The sequence below is a fragment of the Asticcacaulis sp. AC402 genome, assembly GCF_000495835.1.
Classification (GTDB): Bacteria; Pseudomonadota; Alphaproteobacteria; order Caulobacterales; family Caulobacteraceae; genus Asticcacaulis.
In genome coordinates, this window is the sequence record NZ_AWGC01000044.1 from 1 (window position 1) to 22,734 (window position 22,734).

At 60.5% G+C, this 22,734-nt stretch carries 17 protein-coding genes and 1 pseudogene; 17 read left to right on the forward strand and 1 reads right to left on the reverse strand.

All coding sequences use genetic code 11. The annotated features are described in order from the left end of the window. From ABAC402_RS40480 to fabI, 13 genes and pseudogenes are all read left to right on the forward strand, one after another. A pseudogene (locus tag ABAC402_RS40480) lies at positions 1-527 on the forward strand (hypothetical protein); the annotation flags it as partial. A gap of 117 nt (positions 528-644) precedes the next feature. Beyond that, positions 645-1,730, forward strand: coding sequence for a c-type cytochrome biogenesis protein CcmI (ccmI, locus tag ABAC402_RS37780; protein ID WP_023451128.1), 1,086 nt, complete (start codon positions 645-647; stop codon positions 1,728-1,730). Positions 1,731-1,940: 210 nt separating this feature from the next. Next, the gene (ccmE, locus tag ABAC402_RS37785) at positions 1,941-2,438 is read left to right on the forward strand and encodes a cytochrome c maturation protein CcmE (RefSeq protein ID WP_040410132.1); all 498 of its coding nucleotides are present in this window, start codon (positions 1,941-1,943) and stop codon (positions 2,436-2,438) included. After that, positions 2,435-4,459 (forward strand): heme lyase CcmF/NrfE family subunit, encoded by a 2,025-nt coding sequence (locus ABAC402_RS37790; RefSeq protein ID WP_023451130.1) that lies wholly within the window; start codon positions 2,435-2,437, stop codon positions 4,457-4,459. The genes ccmE and ABAC402_RS37790 overlap by 4 nt, the downstream gene beginning before the upstream one ends. 86 nt (positions 4,460-4,545) lie before the next feature. Then, the gene (locus tag ABAC402_RS37795; RefSeq protein ID WP_023451131.1) at positions 4,546-5,013 is read left to right on the forward strand and encodes a cytochrome c-type biogenesis protein; all 468 of its coding nucleotides are present in this window, start codon (positions 4,546-4,548) and stop codon (positions 5,011-5,013) included. 162 nt (positions 5,014-5,175) lie between these two features. Next, positions 5,176-6,732 carry a Do family serine endopeptidase gene (locus tag ABAC402_RS37800; RefSeq protein WP_040410133.1) on the forward strand — a complete coding sequence of 519 codons (1,557 nt, stop codon included), beginning with the start codon at positions 5,176-5,178 and terminating at the stop codon, positions 6,730-6,732. Positions 6,733-6,870: 138 nt separating this feature from the next. After that, positions 6,871-7,542 carry a response regulator transcription factor gene (locus ABAC402_RS37805; RefSeq protein WP_023451133.1) on the forward strand — a complete coding sequence of 224 codons (672 nt, stop codon included), beginning with the start codon at positions 6,871-6,873 and terminating at the stop codon, positions 7,540-7,542. Positions 7,543-7,631: 89 nt separating this feature from the next. Continuing rightward, positions 7,632-9,137, forward strand: coding sequence for a HAMP domain-containing sensor histidine kinase (locus tag ABAC402_RS37810; protein ID WP_023451134.1), 1,506 nt, complete (start codon positions 7,632-7,634; stop codon positions 9,135-9,137). 199 nt (positions 9,138-9,336) lie between these two features. Then, complete coding sequence (locus ABAC402_RS37815) at positions 9,337-12,282, forward strand: bifunctional [glutamine synthetase] adenylyltransferase/[glutamine synthetase]-adenylyl-L-tyrosine phosphorylase (protein ID WP_023451135.1); 2,946 nt, start codon at positions 9,337-9,339, stop codon at positions 12,280-12,282. A 254-nt stretch (positions 12,283-12,536) separates the two neighbouring features. Next, positions 12,537-13,259 (forward strand): RNA polymerase sigma factor, encoded by a 723-nt coding sequence (locus ABAC402_RS37820; RefSeq protein ID WP_023451136.1) that lies wholly within the window; start codon positions 12,537-12,539, stop codon positions 13,257-13,259. Next, positions 13,259-13,696 (forward strand): hypothetical protein, encoded by a 438-nt coding sequence (locus tag ABAC402_RS0120960; protein WP_023451137.1) that lies wholly within the window; start codon positions 13,259-13,261, stop codon positions 13,694-13,696. Before ABAC402_RS37820 ends, ABAC402_RS0120960 begins: the two co-directional genes overlap by 1 nt. 1 nt (position 13,697) lies before the next feature. Continuing rightward, on the forward strand, positions 13,698-14,207 hold the full coding sequence (locus tag ABAC402_RS37825) for a periplasmic heavy metal sensor (RefSeq protein ID WP_023451138.1): 510 nt from the start codon (positions 13,698-13,700) through the stop codon (positions 14,205-14,207). Positions 14,208-14,479: 272 nt separating this feature from the next. Next, a complete protein-coding gene (gene fabI / locus ABAC402_RS37830; RefSeq protein ID WP_023451139.1) occupies positions 14,480-15,226 on the forward strand; it encodes an enoyl-ACP reductase FabI in 747 nt (248 codons plus the stop codon). A gap of 256 nt (positions 15,227-15,482) precedes the next feature. Here the strand turns inward: fabI and ABAC402_RS37835 are convergent, their stop codons facing one another. Further along, positions 15,483-15,905, reverse strand: coding sequence for a hypothetical protein (locus ABAC402_RS37835; protein WP_023451140.1), 423 nt, complete (start codon positions 15,903-15,905; stop codon positions 15,483-15,485). 754 nt (positions 15,906-16,659) lie between these two features. Between ABAC402_RS37835 and ABAC402_RS37840 the strand changes: the two genes are divergently transcribed. The 4 genes from ABAC402_RS37840 (at position 16,660) to ABAC402_RS41280 (ending at position 22,311) form a co-directional block, all read left to right on the forward strand. Next, the gene (locus ABAC402_RS37840) at positions 16,660-19,764 is read left to right on the forward strand and encodes a TonB-dependent receptor (protein ID WP_031236072.1); all 3,105 of its coding nucleotides are present in this window, start codon (positions 16,660-16,662) and stop codon (positions 19,762-19,764) included. Positions 19,765-19,857: 93 nt separating this feature from the next. Next, positions 19,858-20,607, forward strand: a complete 750-nt coding sequence (locus tag ABAC402_RS37845) for a SapC family protein (protein WP_023451142.1) — start codon at positions 19,858-19,860, stop codon at positions 20,605-20,607. A gap of 430 nt (positions 20,608-21,037) precedes the next feature. Further along, a complete protein-coding gene (locus ABAC402_RS37850; RefSeq protein ID WP_023451143.1) occupies positions 21,038-22,096 on the forward strand; it encodes an alpha/beta fold hydrolase in 1,059 nt (352 codons plus the stop codon). After that, positions 22,093-22,311, forward strand: coding sequence for a peptidoglycan DD-metalloendopeptidase family protein (locus ABAC402_RS41280; RefSeq protein WP_082180080.1), 219 nt, complete (start codon positions 22,093-22,095; stop codon positions 22,309-22,311). The genes ABAC402_RS37850 and ABAC402_RS41280 overlap by 4 nt, the downstream gene beginning before the upstream one ends. Positions 22,312-22,734: the final 423 nt, after the last annotated feature.

Sequence of the window (22,734 nt, forward strand, 5' to 3'; positions counted from 1 at the left end):
GCCTCAGCCTGATGCAGAGTTTCGAAAGCTTCATCGAGTTGCAGCGTGATGGCCCCTGGGGCAAGCGCATGGCGGCTGGCCACAAGGTTATCGCCGAACTGGTCGAGGGTCAGTTGAAGGGGGCTGAGCGCGTTCTGGAAAATGCCCTGCCCATGAAATCGGAACGCATCTATGGCCGGGTCCGCAAGGAAACGCCCCATGTCGAGCGCTTCCCAAGCCCGGAGGAGGTGGTCCGCGCCGTCCAGACCCTGGCTTTCGTCAGGAGTCTGCGCAATGTCGCCCATTCTGGCGGTTTTGCGGCCTTGCATACCAAGACGGCTCAGGCGCTCGAAAGCGCGATGGACACCTACTTCGAGGAATTGCTGGGCATTGCGAATGGCGACGAGGCGCTCGATCCCGAAGTGGTGATGAGTTTCTTTGAACTGGTCACCGACCTGATGGAAGCCTTGTGCGGTGAGGAGAAGGCCCTGGTCGGCCGGCGCCGCGTCGCCTCATCCGACCTGTTCAAGCCCAGGAAGGTGGCATAGTTTCAGTCTCTCCCCTCGAGGGCACAGACGGGAGTCTGACAGCGCCCAAATGCCGCAGCCGGTTTTGCGCTCGACATTTGTTTTTGGTTTCGCCGTCAAATCATCTAAAGAAGCAGCATGATTTTGCTCACCTTGATCTGCGCGCTGATCAGCGTTGCGGTAGTTGCTGTTGCGGCATCCTGGCATCGGTTTGCGCCGGCGCACGGGGCAATCGCGCATGAAAAGTCGCTCTACGCCGGATTTATGGCTGATGTTGACCGGCGGCTGGCAGCAGGCGACATAGATAACGATGCTGCCCACGAGGAAAGGGTCGAGGCCGCCCGCGCCCTGTTGAAAGCCGGGGACGGCCAAACCACCCAAACCGCCCAAACCGCTGGTATGCCCCACAGCGTCATGATTTCGGCCGTCACGGCGGCGGCGGCCTTCGGACTCTATATGGTCATCGGACACCCCGGCATGCCGGACCAGCCGTACAAGGAAAGACAGGCACGCTGGACGCGCATGGCCCAGGAGTCCCCCGAATCGGTGCCGCCTCAGGTCATGGTTGCCGTCCTGCGTCAGGGCGAGGCGGAATTCGGCCAGCAGCCCGACTACTGGCTGTGGCTGGGACGGCTCCAGGTCGCGACGAATAACGCTTATGAGGGTATGAAGGCCTACAAACGCGCCAGAAGCTTGTCGCCGCAGACCTTCGTTGAATGGTCGGCCCTGGGCGAGGCCGTCACCCTGACGGCCGGTGGGACCAGCAATGCTGAAGCCCTTCAGGCCTTCGGTGAAGCCATCAAGCGCAACCCGAACGATCCCCGCGCCCTCTACTATCTGGGCCTCCATCAGGTGAAAACCAGCCAGTTCGATGCGGCGCGCGCCAGTTTCCGCAGCGCTATGGACAACCTTCCGCCAGACACGACCTGGCGGTCGATGGTCGCGGCCGAACTGCAGGCCGTCGACATCGCCCAGGCCACCGAGGCCGCCACCAGGACACGCATCGCCGGCATGGTCGCGGGTCTGCAAACGTCACTCGATGCCGATCCTGAAAACGCCGATGGCTGGGCGCGCCTCCTGCGCTCCTACAATGTGTTGGGCGACGCCGGCGCGCATGCAAAGGCGCTTGCCAAAATGCAGGCCCATTATCTTGCGCGTCCGCAGGTGGCCCAGGCTATCCTGGCCAAGTCGCAACAGGCCGTAGGTGCGGAGGCAACGCAATGAACCTTTGGCCCAGGTCTGTTAAAGCGCGCCCGCGCTCAAGGAGCGTACGGGGCCGTCCGACGGCGTTAGCGCAACGAATCATGCGGCGCGCGGAGGCCGTGCAATGAGTTGGTGGCCCAGGTCTGTTAAAGCGCGCCCGCGCTCAAGGAGCGTACGGGGCCGTCCGACGGCGTTAGCGCAACGAATCATGCGGCGCGCGGAGGCCGTGCAATGAACCTTTGGCCTAAGTCGGTTAAAGCGCGCCGCAGATTGACGATCTTCCTGGTGGCTGCTCCGGCACTGGCCCTGGCTGTGGGCCTTAGCCTCTATGCCTTGCGTGGTACGGTGGTTTATTTTTACACACCGGCGCAGCTGCTGGAGGCGCAGGTTTCGGTTGGCGACACGGTTCGCCTGGGCGGCCTGGTCAAGCCGGGCACCGTGGTGCGTTCCGGTGATGGCGCCATCAGCTTTACCGTCCAGGACAAGCTCAAAGAGGTTGCCGTCAGCTACAAGGGCGAACTGCCCGACCTGTTCCGCGAAGGGCAGGGCGTGGTGTGTGAAGGCAAGGTCACCGGCGCGGCGTCGCTGCGGGCCACCGAGGTCCTGGCCAAGCACGACGAGGAATACATGCCAAAGAATGTTCAGGACGAGTTGAAGAAGCAAGGCGAGTGGCGTCCCGAGGCCGGCATGAGTACATCCGTCCAACCGCCAAGGCCGTTTGGATCATGACCGCAGAAATCGGCAACTTCTGCCTTGTCCTGGCCTTCATGCTCAGCATCGCCCAGGCCGCGGTGGTCGCCACCGGGCTGCGCCGGCCCGGGCTGGAACGCTACAGCGAAGGCCTGTCCCTGGCGGCCGCCGTGGCCATCATCGGCGCCTTTGCCATGCTCGTCACCGCTTTCGTCCGTTCAGATTTTTCCGTAGTGAACGTCTATCAGCATTCGCATACCGACAAGCCGCTGCTGTATAAAATAACTGGCGCCTGGGGTTCGCATGAAGGCTCGATGCTGCTGTGGTGTCTGATCCTGCTGGTCTACGGCGCCATGATCACCCTGCGCGGCGGCGGCCTGTCGGCTGGCCTCAAGCACAAGGCCCTGGGTGTCCAGGGTCTTCTGGGGGCGGCCTTTACCGGTTTCACCCTGTTCAGCTCCAATCCGTTGTGGCGCCTGGCCGAGGACCCAAATCGCGTCTGGATGCTGGAAGCCGCTCCCCTGCAGGGCCTGTCGCTGAATCCGGCGCTGCAGGACCCGGGCCTGGCCTTCCACCCGCCCATGCTCTATCTCGGCTATGTCGGCTTCTCGGTGGTATTTTCGTTCGCCGTCGCTGCCCTGATCGAAGGCCGGCTTGATCGCGCCTGGGCGCGCTGGATCCGGCCGTGGGTTCTGGTGGCGTGGAGCTTCCTGACCGCCGGCATCACGGTTGGTGCCTTCTGGGCCTATTACGAACTGGGCTGGGGCGGCTGGTGGGCGTGGGATCCGGTCGAGAACGCCTCCTTCATGCCGTGGCTGGCGGCGACGGCCCTGCTGCACTCAGCCATCGTCATGGAAAAGCGTGACGCGCTGAAGGCCTGGACGGTGTTCCTGGGACTGCTGGCATTTACCTTCTCGATGCTGGGCGCCTTCCTGGTGCGCTCGGGCCTGCTGACCTCGGTCCACGCCTTCGCCGTTGATCCGCAGCGCGGCATCCTGTTGCTGGCGATCTTGCTGGTGACCGCGGGCGCGGGCTTTGCCCTGTTTGCGGTGCGTGCGCCGGATCTTAAGCCCGGCGGTCTGTTTGCCCCTGTCTCGCGCGAAACCGCCCTGGTGTTGAACAACCTGCTACTGTCGGCCGCCCTCTGCTCCGTGTTCCTGGGCACCCTGTATCCGATCCTGATGCAGGCCGTGTTCAACAAGACCATGTCGGTCGGCGAACCCTATTACCTGGCCGTTTTCGCGCCGATCATGATCGTAGCCTTGCTGCTGATCCCGATCTCGACCCTGATGGCGTGGCGGCGTGCCGACCTGAAGGGCGTGTTGCAGCGCCTTGGATTGACCTTCGGCTTCGCGGCCCTGGCGGCTGCGGTCGGGCTCGTGCTGTATCGCGGTGCGTCGTGGTGGTCGCAGGCGCAATATCTGATTGGCCTGCTGGCCGGTTTCTGGCTGATCTTCGGTTCGTTCAAATTTCTTTGGGACCGTACCGAAGGCAAACTTAAGCGGGCTACGGGCCTGCCCCTGTCGACCTGGGGCATGCTGCTGGCCCATATCGGTCTAGGCGTCTTTGTGTTGGGTGCGGTGGTTGAAACCCATGCTAAACAGGGCGCAACCCAGGTCATGGCGGTCGGCGACACCCTCAAGACCGGACGGTACAACCTGACTTTTGACGACACTTTTGCCGCCACGGCCAGCAATTACGACGCCCAGGGCGGTGTATTCAGCGTCCGCGACGACAACAAGCGGGTGTGCGAAGCGCGACCGCAGTGGCGCTACTACGGGGCATCAGGTTCGTCGCAGAGCGAGGTCTGGCTATGTTTCACCCCTTTGTCGGACCTGTATATCGTCATGGCTCAGCCCCAGACCCTGCCCGATGGCCGGGCCGCGTGGCACGTCCGCTTCTTCTATAATCCGTGGGTCCGGCTGATCTTCCTCGGGCCGCTGCTGATGGCCCTTGGCGGGCTGGTATCCCTCGCCGACCGGCGCCTGCGTCTGGGTGTGCCCACCAAAGCGAAGCCGCGTCCGTCCGAAGACACGTCGGCCGGAAAGGTGGAAACGTGATGGTCAGAGGTTTGGAACCGCGAATGAACGCAGATAAGCGCGAGTATTTCGGCTTACTCCGACGCCCGCGTGCCGTTGGAAGCGCGATGCTGGCGGCCCTTCGGTCGATGTGCGTTTATTCGCGTTCATTCGTGGTTCCAATCTGCCTTCTTCTGGCAACGACGCCAGCCCTGGCCGATCCGGCCCAGGACGAAGCCCGGGCTGAAGCCCTGTTTCGTGAGGTCCGTTGCATCCAGTGCCAGAGCGAGAGTATTGCCGACTCCACTGCCCCGATCGCCGCTGACATGCGCCGCCTGATCCGTGAGGATATCGCTGCCGGCAAGGACGACGTCCGGATCCGCGAGGAACTGCGGGCGCGTTACACCGATTATGTCCTGTTTCGCCCGCGATTCGCCGCGTCCAACCTTCTGCTGTGGGTCCTGCCGCCGCTTATTGTCCTGCTGGGTGCGGGTCTGCTCTTTTGGCTAGGCAAAAAGCAAAAAACCTCAAGGACTTACGAATTGAGCCCGGAAGAAACCGAAAAACTTCGCGAAATCATGAAAGCTGACGATTGATGTCACGATTTTGCCTCAGCGGTTTGTTTAAGCTGCGCGGGTGGTAAATTTATTCGCCTGGATGGTTGTCATCCGGCCGCGAAGCGCTCAGATAGTCTGAAGCACATATATGCCGCAGGGAATTAGGTAGTACCCATGGGGATTCGCAATAGTTTGGGCAACATGAATCTGAAATCGTTACTCAAGAACAAGTCTTTCCTCGGCGGAACCGCCTTGGGTCTGGTCCTGGCCGCCGGCATGTCGGCCGCAGCCATGACCGGTCTGAATCACGCACCGGGCGGTTATGACGGCGCCCAGTTGCTCAAGGCCGCCGACCTGACCCCCGTCAAGCCGCCCAATGGCGCCCCCATGTCCTTCGCCGACATGATCGAGCGCGTGTCGCCGGCCGTGGTCTCGATCGAGACCAAGGGCAAGGTCAAGGTCGATGCCGGAATTCCGTCTCTCCCGGGTTTCAGCTTTCCGGGTCAGGATCCCGAAGGCGGCCGCGAACAGGAAGTGCGCGGCGCCGGTTCAGGATTCTTTATTTCGGCCGACGGTTATGTCGTCACCAATAATCACGTCGTCGAAGGCGCCAGCGAGATTATCGTCAAGCTGACCAACGACAAGGAACTGAAGGCGACCGTCATCGGCCGCGACCCCGCGACGGATCTGGCCGTGCTCAAGGTCGAGGGCAAGGACTTCCCGTTCGTGCGCTGGGAGCTGGATCGCAAGCCCCGCGTCGGCGACTGGGTCGTCGCCGTCGGAAATCCCTTCAACTTCTCCAACACTGCGACGGCTGGTATCGTGTCTGCCTATGGCCGCGACCTGCGTGAAAGCGGCACCAGCTATATCGACTACCTGCAGATCGACGCCGCCATCAACCGGGGCAACTCGGGCGGACCGACCTTTGACCTGTATGGCAAGGTGATCGGCGTCAACACCGCCATCGTCACCCCTTCGGGCGCCAATGCTGGTGTCGGCTTCGCCATTCCGGCCGAGACAGCGAACAAGATTACCAAGCAACTGATGACGGGGGCCTCCATCGCCCGCGGCTATATCGGAGTGTCGATCCTGCCGGTCAGCAAGGAAATCTCGGAAGCGCTGAATATCACGGACACGACCGGCGCCTATGTCGCTGAAACGACCCGCGGCGGCCCCGCCGAAAAGGCCGGCCTGCAGGTCGGCGACATCGTCAAGACGGTCAACGGCGCGCCGGTGAAGAGCCCGACCGACCTGACTCGCCGCATCGCCGACATCAAGGCCGGTGAAAAGGTCACGGTGGACGTCCTGCGTAGCGGCAAGATCGTCAAGGTCACAGTTACGGCTGCCCTGCGTCCGTCCGAATCGGATCTGGCCCGTGGCCTCAACGGTGGCGGCAGCGACAGTTCGTCTTCGTCCAGCAACGAAGGCGGCGCTGCCCCGGTGATCGGCCTGAGCGTCAAGGCGCTGTCGCCGGAGGTCCGCAAGGCGTTCGGCGTTAGTGCCGATGTCAACGGCATTGTTATCACCGATCTGGAAGAGACCTCGGACGGCGCTGAAAAGGGCCTGCGTCCGGGAGATGTCATTGTCCTGGCCAACAACGAAGCGGTCGCGTCGGAAACGCAGTTCAAGTCGATCGTCGGCGACCTGCAAAAGGCCGGCCGCCCCAGCATCCTGTTGCTGGTCAACCGCGACGGCCGCAATATTCCTTTGCCGCTGTCTCTAAAGCCCAAGGCGCCGGCGGAAACGCCAAAGCCGTAAGCTCACCATTGCCCATTGGATCAAAGCCCTCCGTTCGCGGAGGGCTTTTTTCTTGGTCCAGCCTGTCCAATTTTTAACGGGCTTCCCGCTAAGACTCGCGCTAATAGCTGGTTGAATTACCAATCATGGGGCAGATGGATGAAGGTCTTGATCGTCGAGGACGACAACGAAGCGGCAACCAACATGCAGCGCGGCCTGAAAGAAGCCGGCATCGAGGCGCGCCTGGCCGGCGATGGTCAGCAGGGCCTTGAGGCCATCAAGGCCGAAATGCCCGACGTCATCATTCTGGACCGCATGATGCCGGTGATGGACGGCGTCACCATGTTGCAGCACTTGCGCAGCGAAGGCACCGATGTGCCGGTGCTGTTCCTGTCAGCTCTGGGCGAGCTGGAGGACCGGGTGTCGGGCCTGCGCGCCGGCGCCGATGACTATCTTGTCAAGCCCTATGCCCTGACCGAACTGGTCGCCCGCGTTGAGGCTCTGGCGCGTCGCAAGGACAAGGACTCAGTCGACACCGTTTTGCGTGTTGGCGACCTGGAAATGAACCTGATTTCGCGCGTGGTGAAGCGTCAGAACAAGGTCATAGATTTACAGCCGCGCGAGTTCCAGCTGCTGGAATTCCTGATGCGTCATGTCGGCCAGAGCGTGACCCGCACCATGTTGCTGGAAAAGGTCTGGGCCTATCATTTCGACCCGCAGACCAATGTCATCGACGTCCACATCTCGCGCCTGCGCTCCAAGCTGGACAAGGACTTCGACCGGCCGATGCTGCACACCGTGCGCGGCGAAGGCTATCAGTTGAAGGCGTGATGCCGGTCTATACCTCCCCACGCGAAGAGCGCGGGGAGGTATAAAAGGGCGAAACTGACGGATACACAACTTGGCAGAGGAGCCCGCCCATGCCTGATCCCATTTCGGACCTGCGCCAGCGTGTTTCGGCCCTGGGCCGGGTTGACCTGTTCAGCCTCAACATCTTCAAGCCCAACTTCTTCCGCCAGACGCCGTTCCGCCTGACCCTGGTCTTTCTGAGCGTCTACGTCTTCGTTGCCGTTCTGGTGTTCGGCTACATCTATCTCGCAACGTCAACGGAATCGCGCGCCTGGGGCAACAGTTCTATCGAAGCCCGCATGAAGGTTCTACGGGAGGTTCAGGCCGCCGAGGGTCAGGCGGCCGTGGTCGGCCGTATCCTGGCCGACGACGCCGTCGAATGGGTCTTCGCCAAGGGGGCTTTCGACGGTTCCGGCCAGGTCCTGGCCCAGAACCCGCGCGCCCGCATGGAAGGCCGCGACCTGCCCGACTACATGATTGCCGCGGGGCTCAACATGCTCAGTTCCGGCGGGACTGAGGCCTCGGTCAACGTCTTCAGCCGCTCACCCAACGACGCCGAATGTTGCCGTTACCAGGGCCGCATCGTCAAAATGGGCGACGATTTCCTGGTCTATGTCGCCATGGATATGAGCTTTGCCGACCATAACTTCCAGCAAGAGGTCAAGGCTGCTGTCGGTGGCGGTATCCTGGTCATCATCCTGGGCCTGTTTGCAGGCACCTTGATCAACCAGGAGGTTTCGCGCTCGGTCCACCGCGTGACGACGGTACTGGAACGCGTTCAGGAAGGCGACCTGAAGGCGCGGATTCCGGTGCGCGACACCGGCGACGAATTCGACGCGCTCGGAATCCGCATCAACCAGACCCTGGCGCGCATGGAAAAGACCATGGGCAACCTCAAATATGCCGGCGACGCCATTGCCCACGACCTGCGTTCGCCCCTGTCCCGGCTGCGCTCCAAGCTGGAAGTGTCGTTGATCGATGTCGAGAAAGACCCGTCTCAGGCGCGTGAGGCCCTGGCCAAGGCGCTTGAAGAAACCGACCAGCTGCTCCGCACCTTCCAGACGGTGTTCGCCATATCGCGACTTCAGGCCGCGGGCGGCGCGCCAGAGCAGGTGCCGTTCGACGCCACCGCCCTGGCCGACGATATGGCCGAGTTGTACGAACTGGTCGCCGCCGATCGCGGGCTGGAATTCGCAGCGGAGATTGAGCGCGGCGTCAAGGCCGTGGGCAATCGCGACTTCCTGGCGCAGGCCCTGGCCAATCTGTTGGACAATGCCGTGAAATACACCCCGGAGGGCGGGATTACGCTGCGTCTGCGCCGAACGTCCCAGCGCGAGGTAGAGTTTTCGATTACCGATACGGGGCCGGGCGTGCCGGAAAAGGACAGGTCGCGGATTGCCGAGCGCTTCGTGCGGCTGGAAAATTCGCGCAGTCTGCCGGGCGTGGGCCTTGGCCTGGCCATGGTCGAGGCGGTGGCGGTCGCGCATAAGGGCCGGCTGGTCATCGACGAGGGGCCGGGGGTCTATAAGAACCAGGGGCCGGGCCTGCGCACCGCACTGGTCTTGCCGGCGGTATAGGGGTTTGACTGAACCTGCCGCGTAGCGGCCACCTTTTTGCATGATGAGCCGCTGCTCGGCGGTTCACAGGTGCTGTGAAATGGGTCGTTTCCCAAAACGAAATCCAAGAAACGGTTTCGCTTAACTTGTTTTTGCATTACTCAGCAACGACGGCGCAGGCGACTGCGGCGGGAACCAGGAGAGGCTTTACCAGGCTACCATGGCGGATGTGTTGTTTTCAGCGCTGGTCGACCGGCTGCACCCTTGCGGTCCGGTGCTTAACGAATCCGGTTCGGCCTACGTCATGGAGACGCTGCAGGAGGTCGCCCGCGCTGAAGGCTGGGCCGACGTCCTGAAAACGGCCGAACCCGCTCTGCTGCCCATTGTCGCCGCTTCGCCCTATCTCGCCAGCCTGATGCGCCGCGACCCCCAGCGCCTGCGCGAAACCTTGATCACCGCGCCCGAAGCGCGCCTCAAAGCCATCCTGCTGGCCACGGAGGCGGTCGAGCAGCAGGCCATGACCATGGGCACGCTGGACATTCCAGCCGCCAAGAAGATTCTGCGCCACCTCAAGGCCGACACCCATCTCCTGACCGCCCTGGCCGATCTCGGTGACGTCTGGAATCTCGACCATGTCACCGCCGCCCTGACCCGCTTCGCCGACGCCGTTACCTGTGCCGCCCTGGCCCTGGTGGTGCGCGACGAAACCGATAAGGGCCGCCTGGTGCCCTCCGAGCGTGGCGAACGCGGGATATTGCCGGGACTGTTCGTCCTGGCCATGGGCAAGCACGGCGCTGGCGAGCTCAACTATTCGTCCGACATCGACATCACTTTTTTCTGCGACCTGGCCAAGCTACCGATCAATACCCAGGTTGATGCCCAGACGTTCGCCGACCGGGTGGCGCGTGCCGTCTCGACCCTGCTCAGTGAACGCACCGGGGACGGCTACGTCTTCCGCGTCGATTTGCGCCTGCGTCCGGACCCGTCGTCGACGCCAACGGTGGTCAGCGTGCCGTTTGCGCTCCACTATTACGAATCGGTCGGCCAGAACTGGGAACGCGCCGCCTTCATCAAGGCCCGGGCGATCGCTGGCGACATGACAGAGGCGCGCCAGTTCCTGACCGACCTCACGCCGTTCATCTGGCGCCGCAGCCTTGACTATCCGGCGATTGCCGACGTCCATTCGATCAAGCGCCAGATCCACGTCCACCATGTCGACGAACGCCTGGATCCGGCCGGCGCCAACCTCAAGCTGGGCGCTGGCGGCATCCGTGAGATCGAGTTCTTCGCCCAGACCCAGCAACTGATACTGGGTGGCCGAGACCCGTCGCTGCGGTCGCGCCGCACGCTCGATGCCCTGGACGCCCTGCGCCGCGCTGGTCATCTGGTGCCCGCTGTCGCCAAGGAGTTGAAACAGGCCTATTGCCGCCTGCGCGACTGGGAACACCGCGTCCAGATGATCCACGACGAGCAGACTCACGAACTGCCGCAAGCCGACGAAGGCCGCCTGCCGGTCGCGGTGTTGTCAGGTTTTTCCAACCTGTCGCGCTTCGACCTGGCCGTGTCACGCACACTGCGCCTGGTCAATGCCCACTATGGCGAACTGTTCAGCGAGTCCGAACCCCTGTCGTCCAGCTTCGGCTCGCTGGTCTTTACCGGCGTCGAGGACGACCCCGAGACCCTCAAGACCCTGCATCGGATGGGCTTTGATCATCCGGAACAGGTATCGGCGACCATCCGCTCCTGGCACCATGGCCGCATCCCGGCGACGCGGTCGGAGCGCGGCCGCGAACTGTTCACCCGCCTGGTGCCGCGCCTTCTGGAAGCGCTGAACGAGACCGGCACGCCGTCGATCGCCTTTACCCGCTTCTCGCGCTTCTTTGTCACCCTGAACGCCGGGGTCCAGATCCAGTCGCTGTTCCTGGCCAATCCGAAACTGTTCCGGTCGATCGTTGAGATCATGGGCTTTTCGCCGCGCCTGGCCCAGATGCTGGCGCGCCACCCGACCTCGTTCGACGCCATGCTGGACGCCGGCTTCTTCGACCCCCTGGGCGAGGAACTGGACGCCATTGTGGCGCGTGAGGTGGCCAGAGAAGTCGAACGCGTGCCCGACGATCTCGAGGCCGTGATGAATGCGCTTCGCCGGGTCTGTCGCGAACAGCAGTTCCGCATCGGCATGCAGATCCTGTCCGGTCGGTTGGAGACCGAAGCCGCCGGTGGCGCCTATGCCCGTCTTGCCGATGCCTGCATCAACCATCTGGCGCCCCTTTGCGTCGAAGATATAAAGCGCCAGGCCGGCCGGCTGGATGGCCAGGTCGCCATCCTGGCGCTCGGCAAGCTGGGTTCGCAGGAAATGACCGCCACCTCGGACCTGGACCTGATGGCGGTCTATCTGCCCGAGGACCCCTCAGGTGTCTCCAGCGTCAAAAGCTGGGCGCCGGAAACCTGGTTCGCCCGTTTCACCCAGCGCCTGATTTCCGCCTTGTCAGCGCCGACCCACGAAGGCGCGCTGTACGAGATCGACATGAAGTTGCGGCCGACCGGCGCCAAGGGGCCGGTGGCGGTGTCTTTGGCGGCGTTCGAAAACTATTACACCCGTGGCGCCGATACCTGGGAGTTCCAGGCCCTGACCCGGGGGCGTGTGGTGTGGTCGTCGTCGGCCGACTTTGCTGATCTGGTGCGGCTGAAAATTGAGACCATCCTGCGCCGCCAGCGGCCCAGGGGTGAAACGGCGCTGGAGGTGCTCAACATGCGGGCCCTGATGGAGCGCGAACGGCCGGCCAAGGGCTTCTGGGATTTCAAGCTTGTCGTCGGTGGTCAGGTTGATTGCGAATTCGCCGCCCAGTACCTGCAGCTGATCCACGCTGCCGACGGCGGTCCCCTGCGCGTTGGAACCTTGCAGGCCCTGTCGGCCATGCAGCGCGCCGGTCTGGCCCCGGCCGAAGAGATCGAGGCCCTGGCCGCGGCCTGGCGGGTTCAGCAGTCCCTGGCGCAGGTCATGCGCGTGTCGCTGACGGAAACCGACGACCCGCACAACGAGCCCGAAGCCTTCCAGCGCAAGCTGGCGCGCGCCGTCCATACGCGCCGGCTCGATACCCTGGAAAAGAAGCTTAAGGACCTGCGCAAGCGCGCGCGGGCGGCGTTCGAGAAGATCGTTCGTGCGTAATTATACCTCCCCGCGCGCTTCGCGTGATGGGGTGGTGGTGGGGCGACTTTCGTTCGGACAGTCATGCCGCATAATTTCTTTCCCGCCAGCTTTCGACGGAAACACGGTTATGCTCCGTACAAGTACAAGATCGAAAATGGGTTCGGTGCTTGGACTTAAGTTAACGCAATGCCGTTTACGCTCGTTCTCCAGAAACAACTTCCCAGATTTGGTCATCGTGACCCAGGCTTGCCTGTGTTAAGGATATAAGGCCGATGCCCGTGAACCTACGTATAAGTCTGCCGCCCATTGACCGGCGCGAGGCCGGGCGCCCGGTTTCCGTGCTGGGCGGGGAGACCACGCGTGTGAACAGCGATCCGGACGAAACCCTGCTTGAGCGCATCGGTCGCGGTGATACCGCCGCCGTGTCGGTGCTGGTGACGCGCAAGCTGCCGCGGCTGTTGTCGCTGGCGCGGCGCATGCTCGGCGATCCGGTCGAAGCCGAGGACGTTGCCCAGGAAACCCTGGTGCGGACCTGGAAACAGGCGCGCGACTGGGTGCCGGGCAGGGCGCGGATCGATACCTGGATGCACCGGGTGGCGCTCAACCTGTGTTACGATCGCTTGCGCCGCCGCCGCGATCAGGTCTCGACCGACGACGTCGAAATCGTCGACAGTGCACCCGGCGCCGTTGCGGTCATCGAACAGGCTCAGAATGCCGCGGCGTTGCAAACCGCGTTAAAGGCCTTGCCGGAACGCCAGCGCGTTGCGATAACCCTGTGTTATTATCAGGAACTGTCCAATATCGAAGCCGCAGCCCTGATGGAGGTCAGTGTCGAGGCCCTGGAGAGTTTGCTGTCGCGAGCGCGGCGCACCCTGCGGTCGCGGCTCAATCCCGTTGAAGAAAAATCCGGCAGTGTCGCCGGATCTGATGTTTACCCCAAGCCTGTGCCCAAGCCTGGACCAAAGTTTTTGGATGCCAGGCAGGAAGGTGAGTGATGCGTAACGAAGTCATGGCGGCCCGGCGATTCCGGGACATTCTCGAGGCCTATGGCGCCAATTCTGCACGGTGGCCGGACGGCGAGCGTCAGGACGCCCAAGCCCTTGCCGGATCCAACCCGGAGGCGGCGCAATGGCTGGCCGATGCTAAGGCGCTCGATGACATGTTGAGCGTGGTCGACGAGGTCGCTGTTACCGAACGCCTGCATTTCCAGACCGTGGCGAAGATGATCGCCGCCAATGATGTGACCGGCATCATGCCGGCAAGACCTCGGCGTCAAGCCGTCTTCTGGGCCGGTGCAGGCCTGGCCGCCTGCCTGGCCGGCGCGGTCCTGGGCATCAATGTCAGCCTGCGCAGCCTGGACGAACTGCGCGCTCAGACCGTGTTGGAACAGGCCCAGATGATCGAACTCGGCGACGAGATGGAGAACGGGTAGGATGGCGTCCGGCAAGATAAAGTGGGCCCTGGGCGCGTCCGTTGTCCTCAACCTCTTCCTGCTGGCGGCGATGGGCGGCAGCGCCTATGTCGTCAAGGAGCATTGCAAGTCCAGGGCGCGGCCGCCGATGGCCTCGACCTGGGACAAGGCCACCAAGGACATGCCGCCGGAAACAAAGGCGCGGATCAAGGGTTTGATCAAGCAGTCGGCCTTGAGCGGTGAACAGGACATGGCCAAGGCACGCGACCTGCGCGCCGAAGCGGCCCGCCTGGCGGCGACCGATCCCTATGAACCGGCGCGTATCGCCGCCCTGTCGGAAGAGGCGCGCAGCTACGAAGACCAGGCCCGCGCCAAGGTCGAACGCGCCCTGATCGAAGGTATGGCGGCTTTGTCGGCAGATGAACGCAGGCTGGTGGCCGATCACCTGCTGAAAGCCAGTTTCCGGTTCCGCTATTACCTGATGAAGCCGGCGGACGTGAAGCCAGCACCAGCATCCGCTGCCGCGAGTTAGCAAGTTTAATCGGCGGGGTGATGGCCGAGGTCGCAGACTCTCACCCCAGTAGCGTGGGCCGAAGCCAAGACAAGAGCCGGCATCGAAAGACGATAGCCTGAAATTATTTGAACATTTGACAACCTGCCCCCGAAATCTTGCCCCCGAAATCTAATCTCGGAAGCAAGTGAAAACTATCGCCGCAAGCCGTTGCGATTTTTGCTCCGGGTCACCTGCGTCGCTTGCATCTCTCCAGCGTACGTGCGCACGGTTTGAAGAAAATGGAGCACACTATGAAGGGGCTGATTGTCGGTCTGGCAAACGAGAACTCTCTGGCCTGGGGCTGCGCACAGGCGTTCCACGCCATGGGATGCGACCTGGCAATCACCTACCAGAATGAAAAAACCTTCAAATTCATTGAACCCCTGGTGGACAGGTTGGGCGCGTCTATCGTCCTGCCCCTGGACGTGACTTCGGCTGATGAGATGGACCAGGTGTTTGCGATGATCGCGGAACGTTGGGGCAGGCTCGACTTTATCCTGCATTCGATCGCGTTTGCCCCGAAAGCCGACCTGCAGGGCCGACTTACGGACTGTTCCGCCGAAGGTTTCGCCATGGCGATGGATGTGTCCTGCCATTCGCTGATGCGGCTGGCCAGGCGGGCAGAACCGCTGATGGTCGACGGGGGATCCATCCTGACCATGAGTTTTTACGGCGCCGAAAAGGTCGTTCCCAACTACAATCTGATGGGGCCGGTCAAGGCCGCCCTGGAGGCGTCCGTGCGCTATCTGGCGCATGATCTCGGACCGTCCAACATTCGCGTCAACGCCCTGTCGACCGGACCGGTCCGAACCCGAGCGGCGTCGGGACTGAGCCACCTCGATGAGCTATTAGCCACGGCGGCGGAGAAATCACCGTTGCAGCGCCTGGTGACACTTCAGCAGATTGGCCAAACGGCGGCGTTTCTGGTCACCGACAAGGCGTCGGGCATCAGCGGCCAGGTGATCTATGTCGATGCCGGCTATAACACGAACGGATGAGGTCCGACATCGTGAGGTTCAGCCTCTAGTGTGATCAGTTTACGCAGTTTTGCGTGGGAGATTTCGCTGACACGATATGAGCTGCTCTCTTGTCTTTGACGTGACAAACTTTCCATGGGGAGGCTGCAATAGCCTGGATAGCGCGAACGATCATCCCAGGTGTAGCGCACCGCGTAACGCAACGCGGCAATCGCCGCTTAACATGTTCACTGAAAACTCGTGAGCTCCTTTAGCGTGATTCCTATCGTATCGCGCCCTACGGTGCCGCGTCCTGCTCTTCGATATCGCTTTTGTCCGATGTGTTCGGCGTTATGATGAAAAAGACAAGCGCAGATGTGCCGATACCCGCGAGCGTCGCGAGCATGTCGTGGATGTCAAAGACGAACCGCTGACTCGTCCTTTGAACGAGTTCCCAGCCGATCAGTCCAAGGCCGCTGATCGCTGCACAGACCAGAAATCGACTCCTCATATAGGTGACGTTGGTGTCGCGCCTGTGACTTGCCCAGATGCTCAGCAGAACGAAACATATGGCGATCGCCGCAGCAAAGTTCGGTGTCACCCCGGCGAGATATGCGCCGAAAGGATCCAGACTCATCGGCTGATCCCGAAGCCATTGCACGGCTGACAACAGTATCAATCCACCAATGCCGGCGAGACCGTAACGCATCGACAATTGCATCGGCACCTCCCAAAACCGTTGTTCTTTTGATTAACATGCGGCTGGGAATGTGAGCAAGGGCGTCGTGCTGCATCGTCTTTAAGGCGGACTGAGGGGATTACAGGGGAAAGTTTCAGCTTTGAATGGCCTCGATTTTTCGGGTTGGGGGGGGCTGCAATCTCGTTCCTCCTGGATAAAAGACGGCCGCTGCCGAAACAGAGGGGGGCGACGTGTCCAAAAATTTCAATAGGACGCGATGGTAACGTTTTCATATGTGAGCAAAAAATTGAAAATAGGTGCCAATGTGAGTCGCGCAAAAAAACCAGGCAAATGGCAACGTTTTCTTATCGAGAAATATCACGTAATGACTCATTCATCAGGCATTTTACCAATGCTGATAAGAGATTTGCGGAGAAAACGTGTAAAAATTGACAACGTTACCATTTTACGGATATAGGTTGGTCGCTTCCCAACTTTCTGGGGCCGCCGAAAAAAATTCGAGGCGGCCCCGATTTTTGGAAGCCATTAACGGCAACGCTTTGAGCTGTGCCGCCAATTTTAAGAGAAGCTGACGGCCCCATCCTAACGGGGCAAGTCAAAAGCTTCAGAGTGAGGGACGCAAGCGCAAGGAGAAACAGCCTCCGCGCACACGGATATCCGGTCACGCTTTTGAGCGCCCGGAATGAGCTGCCCCCGCGCGTATCAATGCTGAAAAACAGGCCGCAAAAGCGATCGGGAGCAGGAGAGTGTTTTCATCAACATGGGAGAAGAAAAAATGAACGATGTAATTTCGAATCAACGGGTTCGAGGGCTTGTGCGCAAAGCAGTTCTTTGCAGCGTCTCCGCCTTGGCCTTGGGTGCAATGACGGCCCCGGCATTCGCCCAGACAACGGAACCAGCAGACAACACGGTCGTAGTTGTCACTGGTGTTCGCGGTGCGTTGCAACGCTCGATGAACATCAAAAAGAACGCCGTCGGCGTCGTCGAAGCCATTTCGGCTGAAGACATCGGCAAGTATCCTGACACCAACCTGGCCGAATCGGTTCAGCGCATCCCGGGTGTCTCGATCGACCGTGTCAACGGTGAGGGCTCGAAGGTTACGGTCCGCGGCTTCGGCCCTGGCTTCAACCTGGTGACTCTGAACAGCCGCGTTATGCCGACCGCCAGCATCGACCTGATCGGTACAGGCAATCCCTATGCCGGTGGCGGTTCGCGCAACTTCGACTTCTCGAACATCGCCTCGGACAGCGTCAGCGGCTTTGAAGTCTACAAGACTGGCAAAGCAGACATCGCTTCGGGCGGTATCGGTGCCACGCTGAATATCAAGACTCTGCGCCCGCTAAACGGAAAGCCAGGCAGTCGCGGCACACTCGGCGCCAAGGCACTTCACGGCGACAATATGGTCGACGGAAAAGCATGGACACCGGAACTGACCGGCACCTACAACTGGGCCAACGACGCTAAGTCATTTGGTATCAGCCTGTTCGGGCAATACACCGAAAAGGACGTTGCGACGCGTCAAACCACAGAGAACAACTGGAACCTGGACCCTGTCGCACAGTTCTACTCCCCAAGCAGTGGTCGGCTCCGTTATGCGTCGAACCAAACAACTCTGCTGACGCAGATTACCAACGCGCCTCCAGCGGGTTCTTATGTGGCCTATCCCAATGACGGCCGCTACGCCCTGTCGCAAACGCATAACAAGCGCACAAACGTCGGTGCGACGATGCAGTTCCGACCCATTGAGTCCTTGCTGATCACCGCAGATGCACTCTACGTCAGCAATGAAGGCTCCGAGCAACGCGCCGAGCAAACAAACTGGTTTAATCGCCCGTTCGACCAGATCATATTTGAAAAAGGCGAATCCGGCATTTATAATGCAGTCTACCTGCAGGAAAACTTAAATGGCGTAAAGGACATTGCTTTTGAACAGCAATTGAATGCGCAAAAAAGCACGCTGCAGTCGTTCGGCGTCAATGCCAAGTGGGACATCAATGACAGGGCGAGTCTGACCGTCGACGCTCACAGTTCGAAGGGGGAAGCTTCACCGAACAATCCAAATGGCACAAGCTCTGTGCAGATTGCTCTTGGCGCGCCCGTGGTCTCAGAACAGTCCGTAGATTTCCGGTCGGGCGTACCGGTGGTGAAATATACGGTCAACGACGCCCTCCGGGGCAACAACAACGGCAAGTTGGACCTTGCCGACGTTGGCACGCAGGTTGGCCGCACCGCGACGAACAGCCAGACACATCAGGTCGACGAATTCAAGGCGGAGTTTGCCTATGATTTCGATGGCGACAGCCGATTCAATGCTGGCATTGATTTAATCAAGTCGACGATGAGCACGACGACGGGCAGCACCTATCAACCTCTCGGTGATTGGGGTATTTCGAATCCAGGCGACGTCGCCCAGTACGCATCAGGCTTGGTAACAACCTATGACCTGGGCTCACTTTTCCAGGACTTCGATCCGGGCCAGTCCAATATCGCCTTCCGTGGCAACGCGCTCGATATTTACCAGGCTCTGGCGAGCTCGGCACTTTACGATACGCAGATCCCGAACGCATCGGTTACAGCCAACACTATCGAGGAAGACATCAAGGCGGTCTACGGCCAGTTCCAAATGAAGGGCAGCTTCCTCGGCCAACCCGCTAGCGTCGTCGCCGGCTTGCGCTATGAAAAAACCGACGTCAAGGCATCGGCGCTGCAAAGTGTCCCGACAGCTATTCTTTGGACGGCAGACAACGACTTCACAACATCCTTTGGAACGGGCGTTGCTACAGTCTCGGGCGCGTCGAGCTACTCCAATTGGTTGCCGAACCTCGATGTCACCTGGAACTTCCGTGAAGACATGATCGCCCGCGCTTCATTCTCGAAGACCATCGCGCGTCCATCCTACGGCAATATGTACGCCACGACGACGGTAAACACTCCGCCGCGTCCGACGGCCAATGGCACGAACCCGACGGCCAGCTCCGGCAACCCCGCCCTGCTGCCGCTGGAGTCCAGCAATATCGACTTCTCGGTGGAGTGGTATTATGGTAAGGACTCCTACGTTTCACTCGGTTTCTACAACAAGGACGTGGCGAACTTCGTTGGCACTGGCCGCGTCTCGACGAGTCAATTCGGCCTGCGTGACCCATCTTCCGGTGCCTCAGGTTCCCGTTCGGGCACTGCAAAAACCGCTCTCAGCGGCATAAGCCAAAGTGCGACCGACGTGAACCTGTTCACGATGACCGCTCTTATTGTAAAGAATAGCGGTAACGTAGCTGCCGCAACGGCTGAGTACCAATCACACCTTGTTGGTGGGAACCTGGATCAGACCTTCGTCGACACTACCCTGGCGGCCTACGACATCACGGCTGACGCCAACGATCCGCTGTTTGTGTTCGACACCAATATTCCGGTAAACAACAAGACGGCCAATCTGCACGGTGTGGAATTTGCCTTCCAGCACTTCTTCTCGGATACTGGCTTCGGCGTTTCGGGCAGTCTGACGACAGTCAAGGGCGATATCGGCTTCAACAACTCGGCCCCTCCGGGTACGCAGCAGTTTCCGCTGCTGGGCCTGTCGAATACATATAATGTAACAGCCATCTACGATAAGGGGGCGCTCTCGGGCCGCATCTCTTATAACTGGCGAGATCAATTCATCAGTGCTACCAACCTCGGCGCCCAGGGTGACCCCCTTTATACCGAGCCGTTCGGCACGATTGATGCATCGGTCAATTATCAGCTGACCTCAGCCCTCCAACTTACGCTGGAAGGTCTGAACTTGAACAAAGCGCATATCCGCCAATTTGGTCGCGACTCAACCAACATGTACTTTGGTCAGGAACTTGATACGCGTTACCAACTCGGTATTCGCTACAAGTTTTAATGGCGCCAGCGCCTAATAACGTCACAGCAAAAGGAAAGGGCCGCGCGTGATCGTGGCCCTTTCTCTCTTGAAGTAGCTTACGGAAATACACGCATGGCCCAGCCCGTTCCGCTCGACAATTTCGAACATCGCGATCTGAAGATCATCACGCGCCACGCAGCCGAACTTGGCGACATTATCAACCAGGCGCTGGTTGTGCCGACCGAGTACGGCGACCTGCAGCGCGAATACCCGATATTTTTCCGCCTGAACAGTGAAGGCGGATTCGAGTCCTTTGTCCTTCTCGGCCTTGATAAAGACGAAAACCTTTATTTGGACGAGGACCGCTGGAATGCACGTTACGTCCCCGCCATCCTGACGCGCGGCCCTTTCCTTATCGGCTTTGGCCCCGACGAAGGCGGCGGCGAGTCGCGGCGCGATCTGGTCGTTAATGTCGATCTCGATCACCCGAGGATCAGCCGCAGCGAAGGCGAACCTCTGTTCCTTACCCATGGTGGCAATGCTCCTGCGCTCGAACGAGCCACTCAAGCCCTCCGTGTTATTCACGCAGGCGCCGAGATGAGCGGCAGTATGTTCGATGCCTTCTACGCGGCCGGCTTGATTGCTCCCGTCGAAATCGACATCAGGATCGATGACTCTATGCATTACAAGCTGCCCGAACTATTTTCTATCAGCGCTGATGCCCTGGCCGGGATGGACGCCGCCACACTGAAGACACTGCACGAAAAGGGCTATCTGGCCCTGGCTCTCCACGTCGTTAGTTCGATGGGAAATCTGAGGCATATGATCAATTTGAAAGCACGCCGGCGCGCGGACCGTGGGCATGGCCATCCGCACGCTTGAGTGCGTGTCTCAGGTTTAGAGCGGGGCGCGTTCATACGGAGTAAAATCTTGAAACGTGCGGCGGGTATAAACGAAAAAATTCGACAGGTTTATGTTCTTCTGAACGTCTCCATCTGCACAAAGGCCATTCTATTTTAGAAGCGAGTAACGTAAGATTTAAAGTGGTCAGAGTCATTAAAAGCAAATGTACTTACCCAAAATCTCGCAGAAAAGCCCCGGAACGCTCCGCCGCATCAGTATAAAGACTTGTGTCGGAGTCAATTACAGATGAACGCCCAGGGACAACATAACACGAGACGCCAACCCCGTGAACGCCGTCGATCCTGCGGCAATGGCGCAAGGACCATCGCGACACGCGGTACGAATAGCGGTGGCCACTTGCCTGTCACCTCAGGAGGGTCTAGCTTCCGCCTGCCTTAAAGGGGATTCCATGTATCGTGCTTTCCTGACCACAGTATTGTCCGCGGTACTCCTATCTTTGGCCCCCGGCGTCCAGGCGCAGATCCAGCCGGAGAACATCTGCCCCTCGCCGATGCAAAAGCTGGATGAGAAAGGCTTCGTGCAGATCGGCGGCATACCGCAGTGGGTGACCATCAAGGGTGATCGCTGCGATAACCCGATCGTCCTGATCGTCCACGGCGGGCCGGGCAATCCGATGAGCCCTTTCTCCGACGCCATCTATGGTGGCTGGGAGACGGACTACACCGTCGTGCAATGGGACCAGCGCGGCGCCGGCATGACCTGGGGCAAGAACCGGCCGTCAGAAGACACACCCTTGACCATCGCGCAGATGCGCGATGACGGCATCGAAGTCGCGCGCTATCTGACTCAACGCGTCGGCAAGCGTAAGGTCATCCTGGTGGGCGGGTCGTGGAGTTCCATCCTCGCCATCCACATGATCAAGGCCGAACCCGAGCTGTTTGCCGCCTATCTCGGTTCGGCGCAGATGGTGAGTTATCGCGACAATCCGGCGGCCACCTATGCCTTCCTGCTGGATCGGGCGCGCGTGTCAGATGACCAGGACAGCCTGACCAAACTGGAGAAAATCGGACCTCCGCCGTGGAGCGATCCGCGCAGCTTCGGCATCCTGCGCCGTATCGACCGCAAGTACGAAGCCCAGGCGACCGATCCGGCGCCGGCCGATTGGTGGCAACCCGCAGCGGACTACGCGACGCCTCAGGCGCAGGACGATTACACGGCCGGCGAAGACTATTCCTATATCCAGTTCGTCGGCTGGAAAGGCGACGGCATGTTCTCTAAGGTGGACCTGCCGGCCTTGGGCACGGAGTTTAAGGTGCCGATCTTCCTGCTACAGGGCGAAGCGGATTATCTGACCCTGCCGGACATTTCGCGTCGCTATTTCGACAGCCTGACCGCGCCGCAAAAGGCGTTCGTCATCTTGCCGCGCACGGGCCATGATCCCAATGCCCTCCTGGTCGACGCCCAGCTGAAGCTGCTGAATGAAAGTATCCGCCCGTTAGCGCAATAGCCGGGGGCCTTCGTCATGCCGATCGACGGCCGTCTGCGGCGGGCCGGGTCACGCGTGCTGATAGGGCTGAGCCCTGGTTCGGCAAGGTGCTGGACATCGATCACGGCGGCGGTGTGGTGACGCGCTACAATGATCTCGGCGATTTCGAGGTGAAGATCGGCGACACTGTCGCTGTTGCGCAGGAGGGTGCTAAAACCAACCCTCGACGACCTTGACTCATCGTGGGTTGGCAAGCGCGCCAAAGAACGTTCTGGCGCGCCCGCGCTTGTGCGAGGAGCCATGGGGGGCGCCTAGTCCGGCGCTTGAGCTGAAAAAATGCGAATACCAAGCGTCATTCTTTATGACGCTTGGTATAATACCTATCAACGAAAAGATTGACACATCGACAGTAGGTAGACCCCTCCGCCTCGACGCGCTTCGCCCTTTGGGCTCGCTTGCTCGGCACCTCCCCATTTGAAATGGGGAGGAGAAGAAACCATTGAACATATTCTTTTTTCTCCTCCCCATCCCTTTTGATGGGGAGCGGGGTGGCCCGTGCCATGGCGAGCAAGCGGAGATCGAAGATCGTAGCGCTGCCTGCCGGCGAGGCTCGAGACGGAGGGGTCCCCTTGCGGAAAGAATGTCAAAGTCAAAGTGGG

Coding starts and splice junctions, on each gene's coding strand:
- ccmI (WP_023451128.1), top strand. CDS start 645: ATGATTTTGCTCACCTTGATCTGCGCGCTGATCAGCGTTGCGGTAGTT.
- ccmE (WP_040410132.1), top strand. CDS start 1,941: ATGAACCTTTGGCCTAAGTCGGTTAAAGCGCGCCGCAGATTGACGATC.
- ABAC402_RS37835 (WP_023451140.1), bottom strand. CDS start 15,905: ATGCAATTGTCGATGCGTTACGGTCTCGCCGGCATTGGTGGATTGATA.
- fabI (WP_023451139.1), top strand. CDS start 14,480: ATGAAGGGGCTGATTGTCGGTCTGGCAAACGAGAACTCTCTGGCCTGG.
- ABAC402_RS37790 (WP_023451130.1), top strand. CDS start 2,435: ATGACCGCAGAAATCGGCAACTTCTGCCTTGTCCTGGCCTTCATGCTC.
- ABAC402_RS37845 (WP_023451142.1), top strand. CDS start 19,858: ATGGCCCAGCCCGTTCCGCTCGACAATTTCGAACATCGCGATCTGAAG.
- ABAC402_RS37820 (WP_023451136.1), top strand. CDS start 12,537: ATGCCCGTGAACCTACGTATAAGTCTGCCGCCCATTGACCGGCGCGAG.
- ABAC402_RS37815 (WP_023451135.1), top strand. CDS start 9,337: ATGGCGGATGTGTTGTTTTCAGCGCTGGTCGACCGGCTGCACCCTTGC.
- ABAC402_RS37810 (WP_023451134.1), top strand. CDS start 7,632: ATGCCTGATCCCATTTCGGACCTGCGCCAGCGTGTTTCGGCCCTGGGC.
- ABAC402_RS37800 (WP_040410133.1), top strand. CDS start 5,176: ATGAATCTGAAATCGTTACTCAAGAACAAGTCTTTCCTCGGCGGAACC.
- ABAC402_RS37825 (WP_023451138.1), top strand. CDS start 13,698: ATGGCGTCCGGCAAGATAAAGTGGGCCCTGGGCGCGTCCGTTGTCCTC.
- ABAC402_RS37840 (WP_031236072.1), top strand. CDS start 16,660: ATGAACGATGTAATTTCGAATCAACGGGTTCGAGGGCTTGTGCGCAAA.
- ABAC402_RS0120960 (WP_023451137.1), top strand. CDS start 13,259: ATGCGTAACGAAGTCATGGCGGCCCGGCGATTCCGGGACATTCTCGAG.
- ABAC402_RS37805 (WP_023451133.1), top strand. CDS start 6,871: ATGAAGGTCTTGATCGTCGAGGACGACAACGAAGCGGCAACCAACATG.
- ABAC402_RS37795 (WP_023451131.1), top strand. CDS start 4,546: ATGCTGGCGGCCCTTCGGTCGATGTGCGTTTATTCGCGTTCATTCGTG.
- ABAC402_RS37850 (WP_023451143.1), top strand. CDS start 21,038: ATGTATCGTGCTTTCCTGACCACAGTATTGTCCGCGGTACTCCTATCT.